General features: G+C 68.7%; 20 protein-coding genes and 2 pseudogenes. 7 read left to right on the top strand and 15 right to left on the bottom strand.

Going from position 1 to position 25,114, the window contains the following annotated elements:
- Positions 1 to 196: 196 nt before the first annotated feature.
- The 4 genes from OHU74_RS36620 to OHU74_RS36605 all read right to left on the bottom strand — a co-directional run bounded on the left by OHU74_RS36620 (position 197) and on the right by OHU74_RS36605 (position 1,916).
- Positions 197 to 634, bottom strand: a complete 438-nt coding sequence (locus tag OHU74_RS36620; protein WP_331721161.1) for an NUDIX domain-containing protein — start codon at positions 632 to 634, stop codon at positions 197 to 199.
- Between the two features lie 29 nt (positions 635 to 663).
- Positions 664 to 882, bottom strand: coding sequence for an SDR family oxidoreductase (locus OHU74_RS36615; RefSeq protein WP_331721160.1), 219 nt, complete (start codon positions 880 to 882; stop codon positions 664 to 666).
- A gap of 186 nt (positions 883 to 1,068) precedes the next feature.
- Positions 1,069 to 1,620 (bottom strand): YciI family protein, encoded by a 552-nt coding sequence (locus tag OHU74_RS36610; RefSeq protein ID WP_331721159.1) that lies wholly within the window; start codon positions 1,618 to 1,620, stop codon positions 1,069 to 1,071.
- Positions 1,621 to 1,664: 44 nt separating this feature from the next.
- Entirely contained in the window at positions 1,665 to 1,916 is a 252-nt protein-coding gene (locus OHU74_RS36605; protein WP_331721201.1) for an SDR family NAD(P)-dependent oxidoreductase, read from the bottom strand.
- A 15-nt stretch (positions 1,917 to 1,931) separates the two neighbouring features.
- On the opposite strand from OHU74_RS36605, the gene OHU74_RS36600 reads away from it, so the two are divergent.
- Positions 1,932 to 2,117 carry a hypothetical protein gene (locus OHU74_RS36600; RefSeq protein WP_331721206.1) on the top strand — a complete coding sequence of 62 codons (186 nt, stop codon included), beginning with the start codon at positions 1,932 to 1,934 and terminating at the stop codon, positions 2,115 to 2,117.
- A 131-nt stretch (positions 2,118 to 2,248) separates the two neighbouring features.
- Here OHU74_RS36600 and OHU74_RS36595 read toward each other — a convergent pair whose 3' ends face one another.
- Positions 2,249 to 2,965 carry a hypothetical protein gene (locus tag OHU74_RS36595; RefSeq protein ID WP_371619918.1) on the bottom strand — a complete coding sequence of 239 codons (717 nt, stop codon included), beginning with the start codon at positions 2,963 to 2,965 and terminating at the stop codon, positions 2,249 to 2,251.
- 811 nt (positions 2,966 to 3,776) lie between these two features.
- On the opposite strand from OHU74_RS36595, the gene OHU74_RS36590 reads away from it, so the two are divergent.
- Complete coding sequence (locus OHU74_RS36590; protein WP_331721156.1) at positions 3,777 to 4,262, top strand: hypothetical protein; 486 nt, start codon at positions 3,777 to 3,779, stop codon at positions 4,260 to 4,262.
- Positions 4,263 to 5,146: 884 nt separating this feature from the next.
- Here OHU74_RS36590 and OHU74_RS36585 read toward each other — a convergent pair.
- Positions 5,147 to 6,679, bottom strand: coding sequence for a hypothetical protein (locus OHU74_RS36585; protein WP_331721155.1), 1,533 nt, complete (start codon positions 6,677 to 6,679; stop codon positions 5,147 to 5,149).
- Between the two features lie 206 nt (positions 6,680 to 6,885).
- Between OHU74_RS36585 and OHU74_RS36580 the strand changes: the two genes are divergently transcribed.
- Together OHU74_RS36580 and OHU74_RS36575 are read left to right on the top strand one after the other, a co-directional pair.
- Positions 6,886 to 7,734, top strand: coding sequence for a hypothetical protein (locus tag OHU74_RS36580; RefSeq protein ID WP_331721154.1), 849 nt, complete (start codon positions 6,886 to 6,888; stop codon positions 7,732 to 7,734).
- 442 nt (positions 7,735 to 8,176) lie between these two features.
- On the top strand, positions 8,177 to 8,674 hold the full coding sequence (locus OHU74_RS36575; protein WP_371619928.1) for an NUDIX domain-containing protein: 498 nt from the start codon (positions 8,177 to 8,179) through the stop codon (positions 8,672 to 8,674).
- 201 nt (positions 8,675 to 8,875) lie between these two features.
- On the opposite strand, the pseudogene OHU74_RS36570 reads toward OHU74_RS36575, so the two are convergent.
- The 3 genes and pseudogenes from OHU74_RS36570 to mobF form a co-directional block, all read right to left on the bottom strand.
- Positions 8,876 to 9,799: pseudogene (locus OHU74_RS36570) on the bottom strand (IS4 family transposase); the annotation flags it as partial.
- Positions 9,800 to 9,999: 200 nt separating this feature from the next.
- On the bottom strand, positions 10,000 to 10,938 hold the full coding sequence (locus tag OHU74_RS36565; protein ID WP_331721153.1) for a MerR family transcriptional regulator: 939 nt from the start codon (positions 10,936 to 10,938) through the stop codon (positions 10,000 to 10,002).
- 109 nt (positions 10,939 to 11,047) lie between these two features.
- Positions 11,048 to 15,181, bottom strand: coding sequence for a MobF family relaxase (gene mobF, locus OHU74_RS36560; RefSeq protein ID WP_331721152.1), 4,134 nt, complete (start codon positions 15,179 to 15,181; stop codon positions 11,048 to 11,050).
- A 228-nt stretch (positions 15,182 to 15,409) separates the two neighbouring features.
- Between mobF and OHU74_RS36555 the strand changes: the two genes are divergently transcribed.
- Complete coding sequence (locus OHU74_RS36555; RefSeq protein WP_331721151.1) at positions 15,410 to 15,613, top strand: hypothetical protein; 204 nt, start codon at positions 15,410 to 15,412, stop codon at positions 15,611 to 15,613.
- 54 nt (positions 15,614 to 15,667) lie between these two features.
- Here the strand turns inward: OHU74_RS36555 and OHU74_RS36550 are convergent, their stop codons facing one another.
- From OHU74_RS36550 to OHU74_RS36540, 3 genes are all read right to left on the bottom strand, one after another.
- Positions 15,668 to 16,057, bottom strand: coding sequence for a hypothetical protein (locus OHU74_RS36550; protein WP_331721150.1), 390 nt, complete (start codon positions 16,055 to 16,057; stop codon positions 15,668 to 15,670).
- Positions 16,058 to 16,472: 415 nt separating this feature from the next.
- Positions 16,473 to 16,874, bottom strand: a complete 402-nt coding sequence (locus tag OHU74_RS36545) for a hypothetical protein (protein WP_331721149.1) — start codon at positions 16,872 to 16,874, stop codon at positions 16,473 to 16,475.
- A gap of 368 nt (positions 16,875 to 17,242) precedes the next feature.
- A complete protein-coding gene (locus OHU74_RS36540; RefSeq protein WP_331721148.1) occupies positions 17,243 to 17,857 on the bottom strand; it encodes a DUF2867 domain-containing protein in 615 nt (204 codons plus the stop codon).
- Positions 17,858 to 18,761: 904 nt separating this feature from the next.
- Between OHU74_RS36540 and OHU74_RS36535 the strand changes: the two genes are divergently transcribed.
- Entirely contained in the window at positions 18,762 to 19,418 is a 657-nt protein-coding gene (locus tag OHU74_RS36535) for a hypothetical protein (RefSeq protein WP_331721147.1), read from the top strand.
- 624 nt (positions 19,419 to 20,042) lie between these two features.
- Here the strand turns inward: OHU74_RS36535 and OHU74_RS36530 are convergent.
- From OHU74_RS36530 to OHU74_RS36520, 3 genes are all read right to left on the bottom strand, one after another.
- Positions 20,043 to 20,543, bottom strand: a complete 501-nt coding sequence (locus OHU74_RS36530; protein WP_371619917.1) for a hypothetical protein — start codon at positions 20,541 to 20,543, stop codon at positions 20,043 to 20,045.
- A gap of 212 nt (positions 20,544 to 20,755) precedes the next feature.
- Positions 20,756 to 21,586, bottom strand: coding sequence for a hypothetical protein (locus tag OHU74_RS36525; protein ID WP_371619916.1), 831 nt, complete (start codon positions 21,584 to 21,586; stop codon positions 20,756 to 20,758).
- Between the two features lie 450 nt (positions 21,587 to 22,036).
- Positions 22,037 to 23,320 (bottom strand): ankyrin repeat domain-containing protein, encoded by a 1,284-nt coding sequence (locus tag OHU74_RS36520; RefSeq protein WP_331721144.1) that lies wholly within the window; start codon positions 23,318 to 23,320, stop codon positions 22,037 to 22,039.
- A gap of 306 nt (positions 23,321 to 23,626) precedes the next feature.
- On the opposite strand from OHU74_RS36520, the pseudogene OHU74_RS36515 reads away from it, so the two are divergent.
- Positions 23,627 to 24,909 (top strand): annotated as a pseudogene (locus tag OHU74_RS36515) (IS701 family transposase).
- Positions 24,910 to 25,114: the final 205 nt, after the last annotated feature.

Here is a 25,114-nt window from a genome sequence, read left to right as displayed (position 1 = left end):
CTGGGCAGGCAGGACCAGAGGCCAGTGCTCCGCCTCGTCCAATAGCCGCTACCACCGACCTGAGCAGCTGGGGGTTTGCCTCTGCCACCTGCCGTCGAAGGCTTCGGATCCGGTGCGCTGGCATTCCTTGTGAACACCGCCGGGACCGACTCGTCTCAGAGCCGGCCCCGGTGGCTTGCGGAGGTGCTCGAAAGATTCAGAGTGCCGCCTCGTCCCCGAGTCCACCGGCGCCGATGGCGCCCCGCAGGACGTGGGCGATCTCCTCGGGCTTGAGGTCGATGCTGTCGAGTCCTTCCAGGGTCAGGGGGATCTCTTCAAGCGCGTATTCGCCACGTCCCTCGGCGCTGAACTCGGGGCCGGTGCGGTCCTCGAAGGACCAGGTCGCGATGCGGGCGAGGTAGAAGAGCTGGCGCTCCTTGTCGGATTCCGTGGTGTGGAGGAGGCGGACGATGTCGGCCTTCCCTGCGATCTCCTCGTGGATCTCCCGGTGGAGGGCCGCCTCCCGGGACTCGTCGCTCTCTTCGACCCCGCCGCCGGGGAGCACCCAGTACTCGGGGACATCCGGCTTGGTGCGTCGGATGACCAGCATCGTGTCGTCCGCGGTGACGAGGACGGCTCGGACTCGTTCGATCATTCGGCTTTCTCTCCTTGCATGTTGACGTCTTAGTGCAGCAGCCAGCCACCGTCGACGTGGACGGATTGCCCAGTGATGAACGACGCAGACGGGCCGACGAGGAACGCGACCAGGGCCGCGACGTCTTCGGGGCGTCCGCGTCGCGGGACGCACTGGCGATTGATCTGGTCTTCCGGGCGGGCCCGGTACTGGGTGGGTATGACGGTCTCGGCGTCGACCTGGATGGCGCCGGGCAGGACCGTGTTCACGCAGATCCCGTGCGGGCCCAGCTCGTGGGCCAGGGAACGGGGCAGGCCCAGGAGTGACAGCGGCCAGTTAGATTTCCCCGCCCGCGGCCACTTCAGCTCCCCGGTGTGGCCACTTCACTTCCCCGCTGGCGGCCACTACGTCTACCGAGCGTGACGTGACGGCGATGGCGTCGGTGGGCGCTTCGTTCATGACGGCCGCCCACCGAACTGCCAGTTGTGCACCTCGATGTCGGCGTACAGGTCCTGGGTGAGGATGGCGCGTGCGGCGGCAGGGTCCGGCGCCCGGACCAACGCCGCCGTGCCCAGCCAGATGGCGCCATCGTCGGACAGCAGCGGTCCGTAGGCGATCAGGTCGTTCCGCTCGGGTGGCAGCGCGAGGTCGGCAGCCTGCCCTGTGCCGAGGCCGAGCACCATGTACCGGTTGCCTCCGGTCCGGCCACCGGGGAAGTCCCACATGGTGCGCCCCAATGTGTTGCGCCACCGTCGCAACAGCACGTCCCGGTAGGCGCCGGCCTGGTAGTTCGGCTCATCGAAGGCGAACGCGCGGGCAGCGGCGGGATGGGGCAGGTCGACGATGTGCACGCTTCCGGTGAGTGTGTCGCCGTCGTCGGCGAATATCGGCCCCCGGGCGATCATCTCCTCCGCGTACCCGTCCATGTAGGCCCAATGCTCTTCGAGCAACTCCTTGCGGAGCGGCAGGGAGCCGGTGCGGTCGCGGTGATAGCAGAGGAATTCCATGGCCGCAGTGTCCCCTTGAGAAGGCGCCGAGCGCGAGGGGGGTTTCACTGCGATGACCGCTCGGCGGACTCACACGAAGCATGGTGTCGATGGCGACGGCAAAGACTCGCCAAGGCCGAGACTACTGACTGTGACAGTCGGCTGGGGAATCGAGCTGACCGTACGCGGGGATCTTCCACTGGCCGCCGACACAGGAGGCCGGCCTTGGCGGCGCTGTAGGCGACGAGGTTGGTGCGGCCGGCGCGGGCGTTGACGCTGCCGATGTTCACGATCCGGCCCCAGCGGCGTTCGATCATGCCGGGGGTCAGGGCGTGGCAGGTGCGGTAGTGGGCGGTGAGGTTCACGCCACCTGGCGCGAGTTCCTCGACTGCGCCGACGGCATCCGCTCCGTGAAGGTCCAGGCGGCCCTCCAGGACATGCGAGTCCGCCTCCGGCGGTACAACGGGGTCCCAGAGGCCCAGGAGCTCCGCGAACGGGCGGCACGCATCGCCAACTGACGGGCACCCACTGATCCTTCGAGGGCGGAACGCCGCCGTCTGACCAGGCGCCCAGCCTCTGAAGTCCGGCATCTCGCCACCGCACCGCCTCACGCAACAGCGATCGCGCCTGCAAGGTCGCCTCAAGCCCGTCACGCCGGGAGCGGGAGCCTCAGTCGGATCGGGGGACCCTCACGGGTCGGATCGTCCAGGACGATGACGACGGCGTTCGGCCGACGGTCCGTGGTGGCGGTGACGGCACGGTACTCGTCGAAGTGCGGGGGTGCGCCGCCCCCTCCGCCGGAAATCTCCTCGGGGTCGCCCCCCTCAGGAGCGTGCTCGAAGAGAAGTTTCAGGGGCTGCTGCGGCCAGGGGTCGGAGAAGTCGGGTGCACCCGGTCGGCGCATGGCGTGGGCGGTGACGTGGCAGCCCTGGGGTGAGGACACGACCCCGCCGTGCCGAACGATCCACTCGGCGTCCTCGTGCACGACGGCACCCGGGAGCAGGAGCCGCAGGAAGGTGTCCGGTTCGATGCCGGGTTCGGTGAGGCCGTTGAGCGCGTACTGCTCGTCCCGGTCGGGGAGCAGGATGCGGGCCGCGCTGCCCGGGATGTCCGGGAGGACCAGTTGGGACAGCCGGGCCCGGGGCGGGCCGAGGAGGGTCAGCTCGTCGGCCGCGATCGGAGCCGTTCCCGGTCCCGGTACGAAGCAGACGGGGTCCGGGGACCGGTCGGGAACGGCGGCCACCACGGATCCGACGAGAAGCTCCGTTCCTGAGGGCGTCCGCTCGGCGAACAACCAGACAGCACCGTCCGCTCCGGCGGACGGCGGCCGGAGCCAGCTCAGCCCCTCACACGTGGGCGTCGTCAATTCGAGCACCCCAGTTTCGCCGGAGATGACTTGCCGCCACCGTGGAAGACGCCGTTCTGGACGTAGGCCCTTGCCTCCGTCACGTACCACCGGGCAGCGGAACTCCTCTTGCACGGCGTGGCGAACGAGGTCCGGGAGACCCTCCAGTTGTCCTCCTTGCGGTCGCTTCGGCGCCAGACGGTCACCTCACGGTCCGCACATCGCTCACAAGCCCGGCTCAGGAGGCGGATCTCCAGCCACTTCGGGGCCCAGTCGGGGCGTGAGTCGCACGTGTGATCCGCATAGCCGTAGATCCGCCCCTCGGCATCCAAGGTCGGAGGGTACTCGTTGACTCGGCAGATGAACTTGGCTGCACGGAGCTCAGGAGGTGACGGTTCCGCGTGGGCGGTCCCACTCAGGCACGAGAAGAGCAGGGCTGTGGCGGCGAAGGCCGAAACGCGTCGCATAGGCAGTGCGTCCTCGTCATCGAGAGACCGATGTCCGGACCATAGCGACCCTTCTTAACCAAAGGGGTGAAATACATCCGAGTGGCCCTGTATGCGATACCCGGCACCCCCAAAGGGCCGCACCACAACGTGCCATGAAGGGCGGCGACCGACCGTCAGCAAGGCCACACCAGAAGAGCGAGGAATCCCGGACCGCTTGCCCTGGCGGGTGGTGTCACTGCCTGACGCTGTCGGGAATCTTGGTGCGTGTTTCTGGTCCGGGCCCGTTGGGCGGGCATTCATCAGTGGTGATTGGGGGCGCCTGACGTTGTTCCGTAGAGGTCAGGGATCATGTCCGTGGTACTAGTGTGAGACGGGGGCTGGGCATGAAGGCAGTTGGCGAGTTCGCACGGCTCCTGGGGGCGCCGGTGCGGAGCGGCGAAGGAGAGCTGATCGAGGCGATCGCGCGGAACTGGTCGGTCGAGTTCCCCGCGGACTTCGTGGAGGTGGCTGGCGCGTATGGGGACACGTCGATCTCGGAGTACATCTACTTCTGCGGAGCTCGCACGCTGAAGGAGTACGCCAACGGGATGGGACGACTCCTGGAGGAGTCGCGCACTGTCCCGCACCTTGTGCTCCCGACCTCTGGCGGGGCCCTGGTCTGGGGGAACACGATCGAAGGTGACCAGCTCTTCCTCGTGCCGCACGACGACGGCTCCTGGACTGTGTCCGCCTTCCGCCGAGCGTGGGCAGACTGGCACGACACCACCCTGGGGTTCAGCGACTGGTTCCACCAGGCTCTCGCCGGCGAGATCGGGACAGACTGGCTGCCCGAGTGGAACGCGGAAATCCATCCGCTGGAACTCGCGTAGCTGCTGCCTGGCCAGGAATCTTGGTCGAGGTGTTCACCACCAAGATCATTGCATCGATTGGATCTTTCGGTCAGTCGCCATGGGGACAGCTCCAGAAGAAACTGCAGCACCGACACCGTGGCCAGCTGGGCAGGCGACAGGCCGGGCCGGCCGTCCTGCGGATACCACTACTCGAAGTCCTCGTCGCTCCAGAGCCCTTCGAGATGGTCGCGGATCGCCATCGCGGTGGTTCCACGGGGGTTACTGGCGCGGGCCACCCGCAAAGTCAGCTCAGGGATCACCAAACCGGAACGGGGGTGCACACACATCAGAGTCCTCCCAGGGCCAGGAGGCATCACCGTCCCACCGGGAGCCCCTGCGCAAGGGTTGGTTCCCGCGGGAGCAGCTACGAACGAGTGAACCGCACGATCCCGCCAGCCACACCTACCGCACTGGACACAATCACCACGAACGATCCGTTCGCAGAACGGTCACAGACCACGGGCACGGTCGCCAGACCCTCTGCACGGAGCACCATCGAGCCGCTGACGTGAGGAAACACCTATGCGGCCGGCGTCGTCTGGCCACCTCGCGGCCACGCCATTTCCAAGATTCCCGACAGCGTCAGGCATTCAACCATCCCGCGACGGCCATCTGCCACCGACTGCAGCAGATTGGACAGATGTTCGGCACCTTGCTCACAGCCGCATTCCATACTGCCCTAGTCGTGCCGTTCGATTTCGGTGTATATGAATCTGTCCACATCTACTCCTGGCCGAAGGGCGGGTGGCGGACGCTTTCCAGTAACCCAGAACCTCGCACCAGGTGACCATCGAGTTCAGCCGCGCAGCATCACAGGATTCAGCGTCAGCTGGCTGTCGGCAGGGTTGTCCTACTTGTGGTCGCTACGTGGGCGTGGTCTCTCGGCGTCCGGCCTCCGTCGGCGGGGTGGTGGCGGCGGCGTTCAGGCAGCGGTCCAGGAGCGCGTGCATGCGTGGGACTGGGAGGGAGGGGTTGGCCGCGGCGCCTTCTGCGGTGCGGGGGTCGGTGAGGAGAGACTCCAGGGCCTCCGGTGTCAGGCCCGGATTCGCGGCGGCAGCCTGGCAGACCGACTCGTCGGGGTCGCCCACCGGGGGTTCGGCCAGGGTGGGATCGTCTGCGGCCAGGGCGCGCACCTCGGGATCCGGGTGGCCGATGAGGTGGGTCAGGCCGGTACGGGGGAACGCGGGCAGGGTCAGCAGGTGCGGACGGTGGGCCGGGCGGGTGACGAAGACGTCCAGGAGGAGGTGTGGCGGAGCCAGCGGGTGGTGGCAGGCCAGCAGGATCCGTACCTCCTCGTCGTCGTCCTGCGCGAGTGTCCCGGCGAGTTCCGCGGGCAGGCCGGGCCAGCTCGCCGCGACCCTGCGCAGTACTGGTTCCTCGGACGCGGCGCAGGCGGCGAACCACTCGGGGGACGGCTCGGGGTCGTGCTCGGTGATCCGGCAGGTGCAGTCCGGACCGTGCCCGACGACGCGGTGGATCGCCCCGCACTCGGCCCAGGTACGGGGGAAGGGGTGGAGGCGTGCGCGCATCCGTACGTCCTGGTCCGGGTCGTCGCTCAGCTCCGTTACCAGGTCCGGTCCCAGGTCGGGTCGGGCGGCGACCATCTCGCGGATCTTTGCCTCGGGGTGTCGGGCGAGCCGGGCGACGACGTCGGCCGGCGTGTGGCGGTTCCAGGCCAGAGGGTGCACCGTATCGTCCGCGAAGCACTGCTCGACGAGCGCGGAGGACAGGGCGCACGTGCCGAGCACGAACGGCTTGCCGTGCGAGCCGAAGGACGGCAGCTTGGCCTCCACCGCTTCCGGGTCCAGCTCCCAGGTCTTTCCCTGCGCCGCTTCCCGTACGGCGGGGTCGGGGTCGTCGAGCAGTGCCTCCTGCTGTGCAGGGGTGAGCGACTGCCACCTCCAGGTGGCCTGTATGCGGAGCTCGGGATGCTCGTGTCCGGCCATGGAGCGGTAGAAGGACAGAGGGATCTGCCGTGAGGCAGTGAGCTCCTGGAAGATCTCGCCCGCGGTGAGGACGCCGTCCTCGCCCCCGTCCTGAGCGGTCAGGAAAGTGACGAGGATGTCGTCCGGCAGCGGTCGGACCCGTCGGCGGCGGGCGAGGGGGCCGCGGGGGCCGCCGGCGAGCCCGGCGCGGACGAGCCCCGACGGGTCCGTTGCCAAGGGGGCGAGCCGTGCGGGATCGACGTGCTGGTTGCCGGCGAGCGCGCGGCGGATGCCCCAGGCCGGGTGGCGCAGGGCTGTGTCGATGACGGCGTCGGGCAGGTCGCGGCCCGCGCACATCAGCCGCCCGTTCTCACCGTCCGCTCGATCCAGCAGGCGTATCAGTACGTCGGAGGGCGCCGCCGGGTTGAAGGCGATGCCGCGCAGCCACGGTTCGTGCAGAGAGTCGGACACCGCGTCATCTTGCCACCCTGCATTGCCACCTGGTCTTGCCACCTCGTAGAGCCCGGATCGGGCCACGTGGCGACCCCGTCGTCGGGGCTCACCAGTGGCTCCGTCCGCAGGCTTCGGTACCGTCCAGTCCGTGTCCGCCCCGTACGGCACCGATGTGGGTCTCCGCGCCGAAAACCTGTGCCTACCGGTGCGCCTGCCATGGAACGATGCGCTTCGTGACGGACTCGACCCCCTATGACCACGACCGCGCGCAGTTCTCCCGGTCTTCCCTGGCTCGCCTCGTACTTTGTGATCGCGCCGTCGGCTTGGCCGAGACAGCCGGGAACTTGGCGGTCACCCGCTACGACGTGCACACCGCCGCAGGGGGCCGTGTCAGCGAGGCCGTGTCCTTGGCTCAGCTTGCGGATCGGCTCCTGGTCGACGCTGTGGTCTTCGAGCGTGAGCGCGGGAGCTCCTGGGAGGACATAGCCCAGTACCTCGGCATGGACGCCCTCGCAGCAGAGGAACGATTCGCTCCCGGGCTCGAGCGGTGGAACGAGGCGTTCGCCGTGCCCTACCGCTTGGACGAGACCGGCCGTAAGCGCATTCCCCAACTGCCCAAGGCCGCCTACGACCCCGAGACGGCGTGCAGACAGCTCGACCTCTGGGCACATTTGCGCCTTACCGTCGAAGACAAACACGCCGTGAGCGCGGGCCTCCGTACGGGCTTCCCCAAGGACGACGCGGCTGACCCGGCACTGTACGAGATCGGTGGATGGATATGGCAGCGGAACCTGGCGCCGTTCATGGAGTTGCTGTCCCGGTACATCGCCTATGACTTCGACGACACGGACTGGGACACGGTGGCACTCGGCCTCGAAGCAACCGATGACGAGGACCCGGACGGCTGGTACGCGTACCCCCTGATCGGGGTCACGGACTCACTGGAGGTCCGGCTGGCGAAAGCCGTCGGCAGCGATGTGCTGTCCGTTGTCGTCGCCGGGGCTTGGTCCTCCGCGCTGCGCCTGCGGATCGACACCCTCATGTCCGCTCTCGCCTCCGACGTCGAGCCGTGAGGATGCAGCCGGACTCCCGCCACGCTTGCGCGCCAAGTCCCGCGCGGATACCTCGCCCAGCACGCGCTGAACCCACCCCCCTTGGACCCGTCGCCGCCATCTGCGGCGGCCGCACTTCCTGCGCTCCCGCTTATCCAGCGAGACTGATACCCCTGCGGGGAGGCTCAGGCCCCGGTGCTCTCCGGCGCGTACGGGCGTGAGCCACGGCGATGCCGTTTCGCGCCGGAGAGTGCCGGGGGGAGCGGGGTCCCGGGGGCGGCGAAGCCCAATGCAGTTGCTTTACGTAGGTGAAGCCGTCGGGGATCTTGGATGAGCCTGAGCACGATGGATGTCGTCATCCGCGTCCGGCCTTCTGTCGCAGGTGCTCGGGACGCCCTCCGCGGGGCGCCGGGAAGTGGCGTTGTCGGTGGGCTCTGCCAGGGTGTGCGTCGTGGATGAATTGGTGGAGCGTGTCGACGATCAAGATCGTGTGCTGGGGGTGGTGGTCAGTCGCCGGCGGGCCGTCCAGGAGGGTTGGCTGCACCGGGTCGCCGTGACGGTGTGTCGTGATGAGCGTGGACGGATCCTCGTCCACCGACGGTCGGAGCAGGTATCGCGCTTCCCCGGGCTCTATGAGGTCGAGGTCGGTGGCGCCGCTAATGTCGGCGAGTCCTATGAACAGGCCGCCGCGAGGGAGTTGACCGAAGAGCTGGGCATTCGTGCGCTGCCGCGCCTGCTGTTCACGTTCCTCAACCACAGCGGCTTGAGCCCTCACTGGCTCGGCGTGCACGAAGTCGTGGTGTCGGATGCAGATGCCGTGGTCCCCGATCCCGATGAGGTCGCCTGGCACAGCTGGCTGACCGAGCTGGAGCTGCGGTCGGCCCTGCTGGAGTGGTGCTTCACCCCAGACAGTCACGAGGCCGTCAGCCGGTATCTCACGTTCCGGACCGCGCAATCCTGACCTCGCCAGCCTTTGCTTGCAATACGGCGGGAGGTGTCGTGCTGGGACGGCACGCTGCGGCGGGCGATCCGGACGCAGCGAAGGTAGGAGAGCCTGTCGGCGTCCACGACCGGGCCCGACCGCCGCGGCGGCGTGCGCGAAGCGGCGAACGGCCTGGTGGACCGCAAGCAGGGCCCACAGCTCCTGCCGCACGGCTTCAGGAGTGCGCGAGCGCAGCGGTCCGCCTGGGCCGAGGTGGTTCTTGATCTCGTCGAAGGTCAGCTCGATCTCCCAGCGCTGCCGGTAGAGGGCGATCAGCTCGTCCGCTGGGTAGTGCTCGGTGTCCAGTAGGGAGGTTCCCAGGTGCACGACCTTGTTGTCCTTGGTGAAGGTGATGACGCGGTAGGTGGTCTCCTTCGGCAGCACCCGGCCTTCGCGGGCGGCCCGGAGCCGGACGTCCTTCCCAGGTCGCATCAGCGACAGCCGAGAGCCGTCCGGGCGCTCCGACTGGGTGGTGCCGAGGTGATTGGACTGGAGCCTGACCAGCAGGTGAGCGCCGGAGGCGGTGAAGGCGTGGACGAACTCGACCGACCAGAAGCCGCGGTCGGCGATGACAAGGTCTCCGGGGCCTGTCGAGCTGGCCAGCGGGTAGGCCAGGCGGCGTTCGCCGTCCCGGTAGCCGCCGAGGCCAGCGTCGAGGACGGCATGGGTGCCGATCTCCGCGAGTACTGCGGCTCGCACCTGCGGGAAGCCGAACGGTGTACCACCGGTGGAAGGGCCGTCGAAGGTGTCGCCGTTGCTCACCGAGTCCGGCACGTCAAACTGCGTGCCGTCCAGGGCCAGGAGTCGCAGGCCGCGCCACCAGGCGCCCGGCGTCTCCGCGACCGCCGGCGGGCCGGCCACCTGCCGGAACACCGTCTCCAGCACCTCTTCCCCGAGCCGGATACGCGCCCGGCACAGCGACGAGCGGTTGACCCGGGCCAGGGCCCGGCTGCCGGGTATGCCGCTGGTCAGCAGGCTTATCACCTCCTCGTACGACTCTCGGGCGAACAGGCACAACGCGAGGACGAAGTACACGACCAGGCGGGCCGGAAGCAGTCGGCGCCGCAGCTCACCCCGTCCGTGCTTGGCAACAGCCGCGTCCACCAGTTCCGGCGTGAACACCTTGGTCAGGATTCCTATACGCGACCGGTACCCCGGCCCCCACCCCTTCACGATCTGGCCAACGACCCAGCCAGATCAAAAGCAACAGCATTGGGCGGCGAAGCCCCCGGGACCACCGGTCCCAGCCCCGGGTCGGAGTCCGAGGCCGCGGCTTTGGTCCGGGGCGGTGCCCACTGCGGTGACTATGCGGCACGGTCATTTCGCAGGGCCTGGATGAGCCAGGGGTACACCGGGATCAGGTTCGGTACGACCTGCCAGCCGTTGACGATCCACACCAGCCGCCAGTACCGGTCCACCTGGGGATCGTGTGCCTCATTGAACTGCTGGGCCATCCAGTGCCGGAATTCCGTGTCAGGGGTGCGCGCGAGCACCTCGGCGAAGCGGTCCACGAGGTCGTCGATGATGGTTGCGCCCCTGTCGCTGAGCGGCTCGATGCCCGACTCCATGGCTTCCGCGACCTTCTGACGGGTGAACTCCATCAGTTCCTCGCCGGCATCGCTCTCGATGTCAAGCGTGCGCCCGGTGACCTGGCACCTGACCGTCCGGCGCATCCGGGCCCGGAAGTCCTCGTCGCCGACCAGTTCGGCGAGTTCCACCCACGCGGCGACCTGCTCGCTGGACGCATCGTCGGGGAGGTCGGGAGTGGCAGCGCGAACCATGGCCACCGCGGCCGGGTCGGCGTCCACTGTGCCGAAGGTGCCATCTATGAAATCGTCGATCAAACGTCGGCGTTCCTCGCCGGACAACTGCGTGAGCCTGTGCATGAGCTTGGTCTCCTCGGGACTGGACCCGCGTCTGGCCACGACTCGCAGAACGCTCCGACGCAGTTGCAGCACCCGGATCTGGACGTCCATGGCGTCGGCGTGCGCCGCGGCGACTTCCGCCACCGAGAGCTCGCGGTCCAGCACCCGTTGAATCGTGGCCAGGTCCATGCCCAGCTCGCGCAGTGTGCGGAGGAGTTCCAGACGAAGCAGTGCGTCGAGGTCGTAGAGCCGATAACCGGCGGGACTACGGGTGGTCGGCGCTACCACCCCCGAATCGGAGTAGAACCGGATGGTCCTCACGGACAAGCCGGTCCGCCGGGAAAGCTCCCCGATCGAGTAGAGGGTCGTAACGTCCATGTCCCCTACTCTGCTGTCTCCAGTCACTGGAGACTCAAGGCCATTCCCCAGCTGGGCCCCGACCGAGACCTCCTCGAAGCCTCCGGGTGCCACCGGTCCGAGCCCCGGGTCAGAGCTCGAGACCGCGGCTTGGGTCCGGGGCTGGCGGGTGGTGGGCGCGGTTCGCGTCCTCGTACTGCTGGGCCCGGTGGGAGGCTGCCGCGTTGGCGTGGGCTTGTTCCGCGCGGGCTCGTTGGGCGGCCGCGGTGCGCTCCTTGGTCTCGGTGGCCTGCTGTCCGGCGGTGAGGCCGGTCCGGGTGGCGGCTTCCTCGCGCAGTCCGTCGGCCTTCTGCGTGGCCTTGTCCTGCTTGCTGCGCTGGGCTTCGGCTTGCTGGGTCAGGTATGCGTAGCGGTCGGTGTCGGTCTTCTCCAGCCGCTCCCTGAGGGCGGGCAGGGCGGCGCGATGGTCGGCGAGGGTTTTGACGACGGTGGCCGGGTAGACGGCGTGAGTGCTCACCTGGGCTGCGATCTCGCGTGCCTGTTGCCGCATCTGCCGGGCATCCGAGTCCAGGGTGGTCTTCTGCTCGTTCAGGGTCCCGATCGCTTCGGTGCGGGCGGTGATGAGCTGGGCCAGTTCGTCGGCGGAGTTGAGCAGGTCGGTGCGTTGGAAGGTGATCGCGCTGCGCCTGAGGGCGGCCCGGGTACGTACCTTGCGCTCCAGGCGGTCCTGTTCCCGGTTCGTCTCGTACATCGCCTTGATCTGCTCGCTGATGGCGTCGGCCTTCTCCTCGGCCTGGCGGGCGCGGTTCAGGAGGTCCTCGGCCAGGTCGAGCTTCTCGACGCGTTTGTCGTACGAGACGGAGCTGGGGGCCAGTTCCGTGCCGAGCACGGCGGCGAGGGCGGCAGCCTGGTGCTCGAAGGCGGAGGCCTTGGACGCTGCGTTCGCGGCGTCCTTGTCGGCGGCCTGGGCGTACGGCTCCAGGTGGGTGGTCGCGATGTGGCCGAAGGGCCGCTCGGTCCATGGGGCGACCGGCTCTGGGTCGGAGGCCGGTTCGGATTCGGGTGCCGGTTCGGTCCGGGAGGTGTACCCGGCTTCGAGGAGTTCCTGGATCCGGTCGCGGGTGGTCCGGGGCATCGCGGGGGCGTCCGGCGAGCGTTCGGCGGCCTCCTGGGCCTCCCGGTGCGCCTGCATCTGGGACGGTACGGATGCGGCCGCCTGGGCCGAGTCGCGCCGGGCAGTGTGGCGGGCGGCGGTCGCCTCGGGGCGTTCCAGGACGTTGTCGCCCCGGGCCAGTTCGTCGGTGACCATGACGTCGTCGGCGTCGTTCTCCAACAGCCGGCCGTACGCGGCGACGGCGCGGTCCAGGCGCTCGGTGTCGCTGCGGACTTCGCCGCGCCGGATGCGGGTGACATCGTCCTCGAGGTCGTCGAGCGGCAGGTGCAGGTGGCTCTCCAGCCGGGCCCGGGACATGGCCGGGTAGAGGGTGTGGGAGTCGCCGTGCAGGCCGTAGGCGATCGTCGTGTCGCTGGTCAGGCCCTGCGCGGAGGCGATCGTCAGCGCGTAGCCGTGTGTGAGTCGCCCCTCGGCGACGTCGGTGGCGGACATCCACGCCCGCTGGGTGTGGTGGCCACCGCCCGGGCGGGGTCGGCGCCACTCGACCAGCACGGCCTGGTCCCGGTCGGTGTCGGCCACCTGCAGGACGACGCCGCGGAAGCCGTTGAGGACGTCGGGCTGGGACTGGTCGCGGCGGGAGCGGTAGTCGTTGCGGCGGATGTGGACCAGGTCGCCGGTGGCGAAGGCGATCCGTCCGTCGCCCCGGGTGGCGAAGGTCCGTCCCGCCTCCAGTTCCCCGGTGGCGACCAGCACGGCGCGGGCGCCGGCGTTGAGGGTGGCGACGTCCGTGCGGCGGGCGGCGAGCAACAGCAGGTCGCAGACCTGGCCGTGCGGGTCGCCGGCCCAGCGGGTCCGGGCGGTATTCCAGCGGGCCAGCATGGAGGTGAGGGCATCGGTGGAGGTGTCGTCCGCGTGCACGCGCCCGTGAACTGCGAACGCGGCGAGGGCGCTCGTGCGGCCGCCGTCGCGCCAGTCCTGCAGGGCCGCGCGCTCGACGACGTCGCGCTGGCGCCGGTTCTCGGTGAGCGCCAGGCCGTCGACGAGCTGGTGGATCCGCTTGAAGCCGCCGCCCACTCCGACTGCGCGCAGCTGCAGCGGGTCGCCGACCGCGACCACCTTGGTGCCGGTGGTGTGCGCGTGCTTGAGGAGGGCGGCCAGGGCGCGGTCGTCGACCATGGCGGCCTCGTCGATGACCAGGACACCAACTCCTGCAAGGCCTCGGCCGCCACCGCCGCCGATCTCCCGCGTCCACGCGGCGATGGTCTGCGAGTCGATGCCCGCCTCGGCGGCGAGGTTCGCGGCGGCGACGGCGGCGGTGGAGGTACCGGCGACGCGCAGTCCGGCGGCTTCCCAGCCGGCGCGCGCGGCCGCCATGATCGTGGTCTTGCCCGCTCCGGCGACGCCTTCGACGGCGTCGACGGCGTGACCGTCGCTCAGCAGCCGCGTGATGACGGCGCGCTGCTCGGTGGAGAACTCGAAGACGCGGTCGCCGGAGGAGTTGGCCATCTCCGTGGCGGAGATCGTCATGGCGGCGGCGTCGGCGGTGAGCTGCGCGAGTCCGGCGTCCAGGCCGGTGGTCACGGACTCGATGATGATGCGCTCGGCCTCGACGACCGTGCGGTGGGTGAACCGCCGGCGGTGGGCGTGGTGGTGCCGGTGGGAGTCCGGCAGGCGTACGGCGTGGCCGTCGACGGCGAGGACCTCGTCGGTCAGCCTCACCAACTGCTCGACGGACAACAGGTACGGCACGGCGGCCGCGACGGCGGCCAGCACGTGGGTATGGCTGACGGTCTTCCTCGACGCCGTCAGCCCGTACTCGGGATCCCAGATCCGGGCGGCAAACTCGGCCGGGGACGGCATGCGCGGGCCGCCGCCGGCGGACAGCGGCGGGACGGACCCGTCCGGGCCGGGCAAGGCTGCGGCGAGCATCCGGTCGACCGCGTCCTCACCTCCGAGGTGGGCGGCGGCGCGGGTGCGCCAATCCTGCCGCGGCGCGGGGGACTCGACGTCCTCCTTCGCCTCGGCGGTCCGCCGGGCGGCACTCTTCTGCTGCTCGCGCGTGGCGTCACGGCCGACGAGCGTGACGATCTGCTGGTGCCGCCGGGAGAAGGCGTTACGGATGCCGTCGTCGACGCCGACGAGCTCCCACGCGCCCTTCGCGGACAGCTCGAAGCGGGCGCCGTACTTCTCGATCAGCCTGGCGCGGAAGCGGGCCTCGGCGACTTCGTTGACGAGCCGGGCGTAGCGGTGGAAGTCCTCTGCCCCGGCGCCGGGAACGCGCCATTTCCCGTCTTCGCAGTGGACCAGGTGCGCGATGTTGATGTGCGCGTGCAGGTGCGGGTCGCCGGGTGAGGCGTCGACCGGTCGGGCTGAGCGGTGGAGGGTGACCCAGCCGATCAGGCCGGAGGACTCCACGCGCTGGGCGCGCTCGCCGTCGCCGTGGTGGCCGGCCATCCCGTACGCGGCTGCGGGCTCCAGGACGTCGACGACGGCTTCGTTGACGGAGTCGAGGAAGTCCTGCTCCATGGCGGCCGCGGTGGCCGGATCGGCGAGGCCGAAGGCGACGGAGAGGGACTTCACCAGCTCGCCGGTGACGTCCACGCCGCGCAGGCCGACGTCGACGTGGTGGCCCTTCCACCGGGTGGCCTCGGCGATGACGTCCGCGCCGTACAGAGCGTCGCCGGAAAGGCCGGCGGCTGCGGCAAGGCGTTCTGCGTCGGCGACGGGAAGAAGGTGTCCTTCGCCGTCGCGGTGGATCCCGCGCTCGGCACGGGCGAAGCGTGCGGCCAACCTGTCGTTGCCGAGGTACTCGGCGGCCGTCATCCCGTCGGCCGCGGCGCTCTCCCGGATCGCGTCGACGACGACGCGGGCGACGACCTTGCCGCGCGGGTCGAGAACCTTCTTGCGGCTCACGAGCTGCTCGTTGGTGCGCGGGTCCCGGCCGTCCATCAGCGCACGGGCAGCGTCCGGGTCGACGACCGCTCCGGCCACCAAGCCGAACTCCGCCAGGCCGCTGCCGATCCACCTCAGATCGCTCGCGGCGGCGAGCCGATACTCGACCTGTGAGTCGGCGCTCTGGTCGCAGCCGCAGTTCTCGGCGAGCCGGTACTCGACTTGCTCAGGCGCGCGGATCGGCGTCGCATACCCCACCCGACCCCCTTTGCTGCAGTTCGTCCGCCGAGCGACCCATGATCACATATGGAAGATACCTGGTGTGCTAACACCAAATCTTCCACTCCGTCAAAGGTTCTCGACTTTTGTCCGTGGACAAAAGTCGTGTGGTGCGCAGAGTAGATGTCAGTGGGATGCGCAGGGTTTTGAGCGGTCGATGATGCTGCCGGGAATGACCATCTCGGCGGCATCGAGGTCTTCCAGGGCTTGGCGCTGGGCGGCGGCGTGCGGGGCGATTTCACCATCGACCTAGACGCGGATGAGGACCTCGGCCTCGGCGGGTTGGATGGGCCGCAAATGTCGGGGCTGGTATTCGAGACGGGCCGCTTCGAGCGGCCCGGGCACGTGAACGGCGACACCGCGCCGCCGGCGGTGCAGTGGGCGCCCATCACTCCGAGCGAGGCGGCCTGAGCGGGAACCTGGCGCCAGCTGTGCGGCGCGGGCGGCGCCGAGCTCGGCGCGGGCTCAGATGCTGAGCACCCAGAAACCCCACACGACGACAGCGACCGGCACGATCACGGCGACCCCGCCGAGGGCAATTCCAGCCCGCGCCCGCCCGCGAGCCCGATCCGGCCAGCCGCGCATGTCGCGCAGGGCACCGACGCCGGAGACCAGCGCGCAGATTCCCATCGGCACGATCAGGTAGAGCGGAAAGTATCGCAGCCACACAGGGAAGACGGCGGCCGACAGCCACGGGCATCCGCCCATCGCCACCGCCAAGGCGCCCGCGGACAGCGAGAACGTGCCCGTCCGCGCCCGGGGGCCGGGCAGATCTTCGCTGTCGTGGCCGGAGCGTTCGGAATCCACCTTGGGGTACGGGCCGTATTCACCAGGGGGTGGGACGGGGATGCTCATGCCCCAAGTCAACCCTGCCCCGCCCGCCGGCCGTACCCGCGTTCGTACTCAGATTCCTCAAGGCCCGGGTCCAAGGCGCCACCAAGGCCACGAGCCGCTGACACAACCCTGCGCCGCGCCGCCATCTACTCTGCGCACGACATCGTTGTCGGACGACAGACGGATGTCAGTGGCAGACGACAGGAAGCGTCGGCGGTCGGCGACATGAGGTGTGTCAGTGGGGATTGGCATCTCGCGTACGACGAAACTGTGGCAACAGCTGCCACACCCCATGTCGCCGACCCAACGTGATGCGCGGCCAGACAAGGGACTGTGACATGCCGGGCCGCCCGTCCAGGCTGACTCGCCTCGACTGACAGGGGTCTGCTGACGCCAGTCACGAGTCCGGAGGTAGATGCTGCCGGCCGGACCGGCATTAACCCCTGTTCATCACATGCACACCGGGGAACCCGGAGCCGCCGCCGGGCACAAGTTCAACCTCCGGAGGGCCACCGGGCACAACAACGAATCCCACAGCAGGAGCCGGGAAGGGAGAGCCGACCTTCGTGATCACGATCGAGGAGATCTTCTCGTCGAAGTCCGCACCGACCCACGGCGCGTCTGCGGTGAACTGCTTCTCGGCTCCCTGGAAGTCCGCATCGGTGTAGACCGCGACCCGGTAGCCCTCCGTGACCTTCAAAGAGCTGATGGCATCGTTGCCGACGCTGCCCGCCTCCTCCAGGCGGTGAACGTTGTAGAAGCCCTCATCCAAGGTGATGCTGCTGCCGGAGTAGTCCCGGTCGACGAAGAACTGAGCCGCTTTGCTGGCAGGAGGCATGTCTCTTCCTTAGCTTCCGCAGAGATCCTGGCTGGCGAAGGACGCCAAGACGACCTTCTCGGATGCTCTCAGCCGAGACAGCCAAAACGCCGACACCAACGCCTGCCTCCACGGCACTTCCTGCTTCGTCAGCACGGACATCCCTGTCACAGACCCGGATACGGACAGCGACAGGAAGGGGGCTCAGTAGTTCTCGCAGAGAGAGCAGCGCTAAGGACTGAGCCGCAGGTCAGGCCATGGGCTCCAGAGGGGCTGTGCCTGTCTGCTCGTCGTGTTCGCGCAGCATGCGCATGACGGTGGCCGGGGCTGGGTGCTGGCGGCCGGGACTCTCCTTGCGAGGCCACGAATGGTGTCGACGCTCGCAGCGACTACGGTCGAGGACCGACGTTCGGGGTGGGCGGAAGCTCGCGGTCCCGCCAGGCTCGCTCCCACTGCCGGGTGATCGCGGGGTAGACGATCAGGTAGCGGAACGGTGCGATGAGAGCCATGTACACCCGTCCGAACCGGCCGTTGGGCTTGACCAGGATCGCCATTCGCAGTTCGTACTCGCCGCCTCCGGTCGGCACCCACCCCAGGTGCATGACGGCGTGGCAGGTCTTGTTCGCCAGTTCGCGGACGGACTCGTTGTGGAGCAGGTACACGGGGGTGAACGGGGCGCCGCTGGTGTCGGAGACGTCGACGGTCTCACGGAGATCGTCTGGCAGGCGGTCATACAGTGGTTGAACCCGCTTCCCAAGGCTCGTCTTGGGCTTGTCCCAACCGAGGAGGGCACCTAACTTCCGGCGCGCCGCGAACAGGAACCGGACTGCACGGGGCTGCTTGGCGAATCCGTCGGCTGTCTGCATCGCGGCGAGTATGACGGGAAAGTCGTCCGGGCCGGCACCGGGGGTGCGGAAGGACCACACGTCCTCGGTCCGAAAGTCGCCGGTGAACTCGTGGATCCGCCACGGCTGGTCGGAATGGGCCGTGCGGGGAATTTTCATGGCCGCTACCAACCTCTCCTGGGCCGGACTTCGTCCGCCACTCCCGTTACACGCGTGCGTATACGACGAAGCTAGCCCACTGTTGGATCTGCTCGTCGTATAGGTCGTTCAGATCAGGCTGCCGCACGGCTTAGCGTTGCTTTTTCGGCGAGAACCACCGAGACCCTAGGAAGGCCGGCCGGATCCGGCTCGGGCTCCTCGCCCCCCAGGCAGCGGGTGGAGCCCGGTTACTGACCGAACCCTGCGCTGCGATGACACCTACTCTGCGCACGACAACTGAATGTCGGTAGTTCTGCCATGCGGCGAGGGCCTGGTCGTTCGACCCGGCGCTACCGGTCCGATGACGGCGACCACTCAGTGATCATCGGCCAACAACCGCTGAGGCGCGAGAGCGTTCTCGGAGCACGATCGATGGATCCCTTACTTAGGTTCCATCCCGCCAGTAGTCGAGGTTGTCCCGGGTCGTGAGGGTGTCGGGGTGGTTCGGGCCCAACACACGCAGCTGATCGTCCAGCAGCTCGACGAAGAGAGCAGCGACACCAGCCGCATCCCCCGCCACCCCTCGCCAGTGGCCAAGGTTGACCCGGGTTGCGAGGGTGTAAGGGTGGTCGACGACGGCATGCTCGGGCAGCTGCCCACTTCGAAGCGGACCGGGCCCGGGTCGCTGCCGTCGGCCAGCAGCACCCCTCCGATCCCTCGTGCGCGGCTGCAACGCCACAAGATCCTCAGCAAGGCCCGAAATTTGCCCAGATGCCCGTCTGGTTGGAGCTGGTGACTCGTCTCGTCAGAGGTCGACGCGAGCGCCCGCCGCGTTCCCCGCGGAGGCCACCGCGCCGCGGTAGGGGTGCCACCGGGAACGGTTAGGGTGCGTCGGAAACGTGATCGCGCACCCGTGGGGGATGGAATGACAGTTCACCGGCCCGGACTGCCGCAGGACCTGCCCGCGCCGGAGGTCCTGTGGGCCCGGTGGAGCGCGGTCGCCGTGCTGGAGGCGACGACCGAGGCGGAGCAGGAGCCGCCGGTCCACCGCACGGGCTGCTGGATCGACGACCGTGGGCTGCACCTCGACGACTGCGGCTGCACCTGGTGGACGCTGAAGCCGCTGGGCGGGGACCGGTTCGTGCTCTTCGGTGAGGACGAGTCCAGCGGGGTCAAGTGGCACGAGCCGCCGGTCGACATGCTGGCCGGGGCTCCGGACTGGCTCCCCCACGACGAGCTCCGTGAGCTGATGGCGGGGAACGAGCTGGGGTGCGTGTACTGGTCCGAGAACGGATCCTGGGCACGGGCTCCGTACCCGGCGGACCTCGATGACGACGGTCTCGACTGCGGGTTGAGTCGTTTCGTCAACGAGGACGAGCTGCTGCGGGAGCTCGACGGCGGGGCGGTCCTCGGGGAGGGCCGCGCGGAGCTGGTGCGCCGCGCCGAGCGGTACGAGCTGACGCCGGAGCTGCTGGAGACCCTCGTCCGCGGTTCGAGCGGCGAGCCCGCTGACCTGCCGGCCATGCTGCGCGCCCTGCGGCGCTCGGGCCTGTCTCACGGGAGCCCGCAGCCGGCCGCGTGACGTCGGGGGCTTCCCTCGGCGAAGGGGAGGCGGTGAGCGCTTGCCGATCACGGTCACGGCGGGCGGAGAGCGTGATGGGGTGCTGCATTGCGCCCGCCGTCAGAGCACCGAGCAGGGTGCCCAGCACGGCGATCATCGCAGTTGCCACAAGATCCGGGGTCCGCGGCGAAAACGGGAAGCCCAGTGTCGGTGCGGCACGTCATCCTGAGCACATGAATGAGGTGAGCGAACCGGCCGAGACGCGCGATCGGTAGGACGTGACGGCGGCAGAGCCACGGCCTGTCCAGAGTGTCGCGAAGAACTTGCTGCTGGCGGACGTCTTCCGCAACTTTGACCCGCTCGCGAACCTCCGCGCCCAGATCGCCTTGTTGAGCGTGTCACTGGGGCCCCAGAAAAGCCTGGGACGCCTGTTCGCCGAGGCTGCCGGCTCCGTGAGTGTTCTTCCACAGCTGGAGCGAAGCCTGGGCGCGGTCGGAGGCTTGGCCAGCGCGCAGGACGCGATCCGCTGGCTGGTCGACTCGGGCAGTATGCCCGGGACGGTTGCCAGCTTCCAGAAGGGCATTGCCGCGTTGCCGAAGCCCGCGCTGTTTCCGTTCGAGCTGCCCAAGAGCGTCCTGGACAGCATCACCCGAAGCCAGGCAGAGCGAAACCGCGCCTTCGCCGCCGCAGCGGCCAAGGTCCTCGGCCCGTCGCTGGCACTGCCGCTGCGAACGGAACCGCCTCCTGCTGACCTCTGGGCTCCTCGAGACCTTCAGCAAGATCGGCGCCGGCATCAAGGACCTGCTGCCGGAGAACCTGCAGGCACTGCGTACCGCGGAGTGGGCGAAGCTCTTTGCCATCTCCGAAGAGGACGGTGTCTGCCTGATCTGGGCACCGCGCACGGAACACATCGAAGGGCTGCTCGCCCTGCCCGGCCGAACCGAGCGCCAGCAGTACCTCGTAGAACACCGTTCGGAGATTGTCGACGACGTGCTGGCTAGCCTCGATGCTGTCGATCACCCCGAGCTGCTCGACCTCGTGGAGCTGGCGAGGGACGCCGCCGACGCCGTACGGGGTGGCCACTACCGACCGGCTCAGGCCCTGCTCGGGAACGTCCTTGACACCGCGATGACCAGACACGGCCATACGTGGCTGCGGGCTACGTTTCCCTGGTGTCCCGTCTCACCGAAGGTTGCTCAGTCTCACCGAACCTTGACCACTCGGCTGTTTGTCTCATCGAACTTTGACCGCCGCAGGTCAAGGTGAGAACGGGTTTCGTCACCACGCAGGCGATGCGATGCCATCCGCCTGCTCATGGAGTGCAGTCTCCTAGCCAGGTCAGGACCGGACCGATCGAGTCAGTGGGAATCCGTTGCGTCGTCCTCGGTCGGGTCGGGGGCTGCCGTGCTGTCGGCGGCCTGGTCGGCGGCTCGTTCCGCGCGGAGTTCTTCGGCGACCTCGTAAGCCCGGCCCGGGTCGTAGGCGGTGACCGAAGTGCCAGGGCTGTACATCGCGGCTGCCCGGGGCGTGTACTGGTAGATTTCGACGCCGCGTTGGGCGGCTATGGCGTCGACCTCGTCGGTGGGTACCCGCCACAGCTCGGCGGTGTGGGACGGGGTCCACCACTCGTCCGGACGCAGGAAGTCTCGTTTGACCTGCGTCTGACGTTCCACCGCTACCTGGACTTGGCCGAGTTGCTCGGTCAACCAGTCGGTCAGCGCCTGTGCGTCGACCCGAGAGAGCGGTGTGAACGTCCCCGGTTCGCACTCCACCGTCTCGCTGCCGGTATGCAACACCACCTTGATCGACTGTCGCTGGCCCAGACTGAGTCGCTCGATGACGACGACTCGCTGCAGATCAGCCATCGCCATGGTCGACGAACGCAGGAAGCGGGCGATCACGAGCTGGGCCGGATTTCCCAGGGGGCGGAACTCGACCCACCGCACCGTCAGGGAGACGGTGACGTACGTCATGGCCACGGCGAGCACGATCACTGCGACCACCGTGAGCGCCAGTAGGACCCAGAAACTGCCCCAGAAAAGCGAGTCCCCCCAGATCACGGCGGGCACCAGAGCGGCCAGCAGAAGTGGGGCTGCGACCTTCGGCGGGACCACGATGCTCCCGCCGAGCCCGACAGCCAGCTCGCGGGCCCTGCTGGGCACGAACAGCAGCCGCCATCCGGCTGTCACGGGTAAGACAACTTCCGCCAGCGGGCCAGGACGCTGAGTTTTCATGACGCAAAGGTAGGACCCTGCAGCAGAGTTCGTAAGGCCTCAGCGTGCCGTACCTTCTCGAGGACGGGGACCGCAGGCGACAGCGCGTCAGCCGGCCAGGGTGCGCCGGTCTGGCCCGGGGCGGTCTGCCCTTGACCTGCGGCGGTCAAAGTTCGATGAGACAAACAGCCGAGTGGTCAGGGTTCGGTGAGACTGACCAACCTTCGGTGAGACGGGACACCTGGGCCCAGTTCACGAGTCGTAGGAAAGAACCTGGCAGCAACACGGTGCTTACGGAGGCCCGGGCCGCGCTGTTTGTGAGCGTCGGGGCCAGGCGCCCAGCCGCATCGTGTACCGGATGGGCAGGGCAGAGCCGGCCCGGATGACCACAGCCGGCACACGATGGGATACAGAGGCGAGCATTCGCTACTCGGTCGTGGCTGGCGCTTCCCGCTCCCTCTGGCGCTGCTCATACCGTGAGGGCGCGTCGAGTATCCAGGACCATGACTCGTACTCGTCGACGGGTCCCACCCGGTCGGCGCCGTCAACGCAGCGCGGATCGTCCCGCTCGGCCAGTCCGTAGATGGCCCAGATCCGGGTCTGCTGGTCCGCGTCGTCGAGCAGGCCGGCCAGGGTCTCCCCGATGGCGGGTTCCGGATTCAGGCTGTGCGCAAGCTGGTAGCCGGCGCCCTTGCGAACGGAGGCGTCGGTGTCCCTGGCCAGTGCGAGCATGGCGTTCAGCCCCTCGGGGGTGAACGTCTGCCGCCCCGACCTCTCCGAGTCCACGATTCTTAGGGTCGAGAGCACCCTGGCGCGTACCTGCGGGGCAGGGTGGGTGAGGTATGAGAGCCCCAGTGGCTCGATCCTCGGGTCCTCATGGTGGCTCAGGCCGGCCAGGATCTCGGCCAGGACGTCCGAGTGTTGCTCCTGCTTCGCCCAGTCGAGGAAGAGCTCGAGCATGCGCTGCTCGAACGGGCTCGGGACGTTCGTCAGGTCAGCCTCTATGTGGAGGCAGACCAGGACCTCCGCACCGAAGCGGCGGTGCAGAGGATCTGGATGGCCCCGCAGTACCGCCGCAGCCTCCCAGGTCTCGTCGTCCTGTCTCCGGGCAAGGGTGTGGACGATCTCCGACCAGACGGCGTGTTCATAGTCCGGGTACTCGAGTGCGCACGCGCGTGCCGCCAATTCGTCAAAGCCCAGGTGCAGTCCGAAGTGCTTCTCGAGGACGGTGAGGATCCCTGTGTGGCCGTCGCGGACGGTCATTCCGCCGAGCCGGAACTCATGGTAATCGGTGGACCACTCCTTGTCCCGGACGCGAACCAGCTCGACCGCGTCCGAGGTGCCGGTCAGCTCCCGGAGCATGGTGACCGGGCCCGTCTCGTGCCACTGCCGGGCGCGTGCCAGCAGTTCCGCGCGGGTGGCCTCGCCGATGAGGGCCGATCCACCGAGCAGGCCGAAGACGAGGCCGATGGAACCGCTGTCGACAGCCCGCAATCGTGGGGTGCTCCCGTCGGGCAGCCGGCGGTCCGGATCCGCGCCGCCTTCCACCAGATAGCTGGCGATCGTCGAGTTGAACGCTGAGATGGCCAGGCAGAGTGCGGGGGTGCCCTGCTCGTCGACGACGTCGGGATTCGTCCCGTCCTCGAGCAGTATTCTGACCGCGTTCTCGTCCCCGTTCCGCACCGCCGTGATGAGTGGCTCCTCGCCCATCCCCAACCCCCTGTTGCACTCGATCGCCACGCAGCCGCAGGCCGGGAGAGAAATCGTCGGCCGAGTCCGTGACACCGTCCCTGGGCCGGAGCCGCGGGCTGAATATCCGGGCGTCGGGCCGCTGACGCATGTCGCAATCGGCGGTCGATCCCGAGCCTCGTCCGGCGCGGATCCCACTGACTGAACCAGCAGGTCACACCCGGTAGATCCGGAGCGGCCACCGCGTGATCATCAGGGGTTGTGTGGACTCCTGAAGATCATGCTGCGGCCGCGGACCACAGCATAAATGCCGCCCGTTGGCGTGCCATGTTCGACCTGGCCGTGTCCCGGATTGCGGGCCGGTTCAAGCGGGTGGAGCCGCGAGCGACGGCCCGAGCCTTCGTGCTCGCCCTGCTGTCCGGCCTCGAGCGGAAGAACTGCTGGCGTCTGGCCGAGCATGCCGGCCATGCCCGCCCCGGGCCGATGCAGCGGCTGCTGCGAACCACCCGCTGGGACGCCGACGCGGTCCGCGACGACATCCGCGCCTACGTCGTCGATCAACTCGGCGCCGACGACGGCGTCCTGATCGTGGACGAGACCGGCTTCCTGAGGAAGGGCACCGCCTCGACGGGCGTGCAACGGCAGTACACCGGCACCGCGGGCCGGATCGAGAACACTCAGGTCGGCGTTTTCCTCGCCTACGCCTCCAGCAAAGGACGGGCGTTGATTGACCGTCGGCTCTACTTGCCCGACGCCTCGTGGTCTCAGGACGCCGAGCGCCGCGCCCGGGCAGGGGTTCCCGACCAGGTCGAGTTTGCGACCAGGCCCACGCTGGCCGGGCAGATGATCGCGGCGGCGCTGGACGCGGGGATAGGCACCTCTTGGGTGACCGGAGACGAGGCCTACGGTCAAGACCCCGGCCTGCGTGCCCTGCTGGAATCCCGCCGGGTCGGTTACGTCCTGGCCGGCGCCTGCAGCACACGGGTGCTGATCAATCAGGGGCGGACCACCGCCCGCGCGGATGCCGTGGCCGACCGCCTGCCCGCCTCGGCCTGGCACCGGCAGAGCGCCGGAGCCGGAGCGAAGGGGCCGCGCTACTACGACTGGGCATGGATCGAGATCGGGGCCGACTGCCACCGGCATCTGCTGATCCGCCGCAACCCGAGCAGCGGCGAACTCGCCTTCTACCGTGCTGGACCCCCGGGCGAGTGCCGCTGTCCGAGCTGGTCCGAGTGGCCGGGACCAGGTGGTGCATCGAAGAATGCCTCCAGGCCGCGAAAGGCCAGGTCGGCCTGGACCACTACCAGGTCCGCCACTGGACCGCTTGGCACCGGCACATCACCCTGGCCATGCTCGCACTGGCCTTCCTCGCCGCACTCGCCGCCGATGCGACGCCGGTCAGGACCGCACAGCCCAACCGACCCATCCGCAGCACCAGCCCGATTGACCTGACCGTTCCGGAGGTCCGCCACCTGCTCGGCGCCCTGCTGAACCCGGCGAACACCTCCCCGCGCAGGCTGCTGCACTGGTCAAACTGGCGCAGACAGCACCAGGCGACAGCCCGCCGCAGCCATTACCGGCGGCGACCCGCCAGCCCCTCAACCGGATAGATCACGAAGTCGCACTGGAGTACTAGGTCGTGTCGTCAAAGTCTCGTCTGGCTGGCGCCACTTTGACGACACTCCCTAGGTGTGTGGTCCCGGGTACCGCGGGTAGCGGGGGCTGGCCCCACCCCCGATCGGCCGGACAGCCCTATGGCCCGGTGGATCCCGTGTCGGCGACGGTAGGGCGGTACCCAGCAAGTCGCCTACAGAG

It is taken from the genome of Streptomyces sp. NBC_00454 (assembly GCF_041434015.1).
GTDB lineage: Bacteria > Actinomycetota > Actinomycetes > Streptomycetales > Streptomycetaceae > Streptomyces.
Note: the sequence above shows the minus strand (reverse complement) of the source record. Positions and strands in the feature narration are given on the sequence as shown.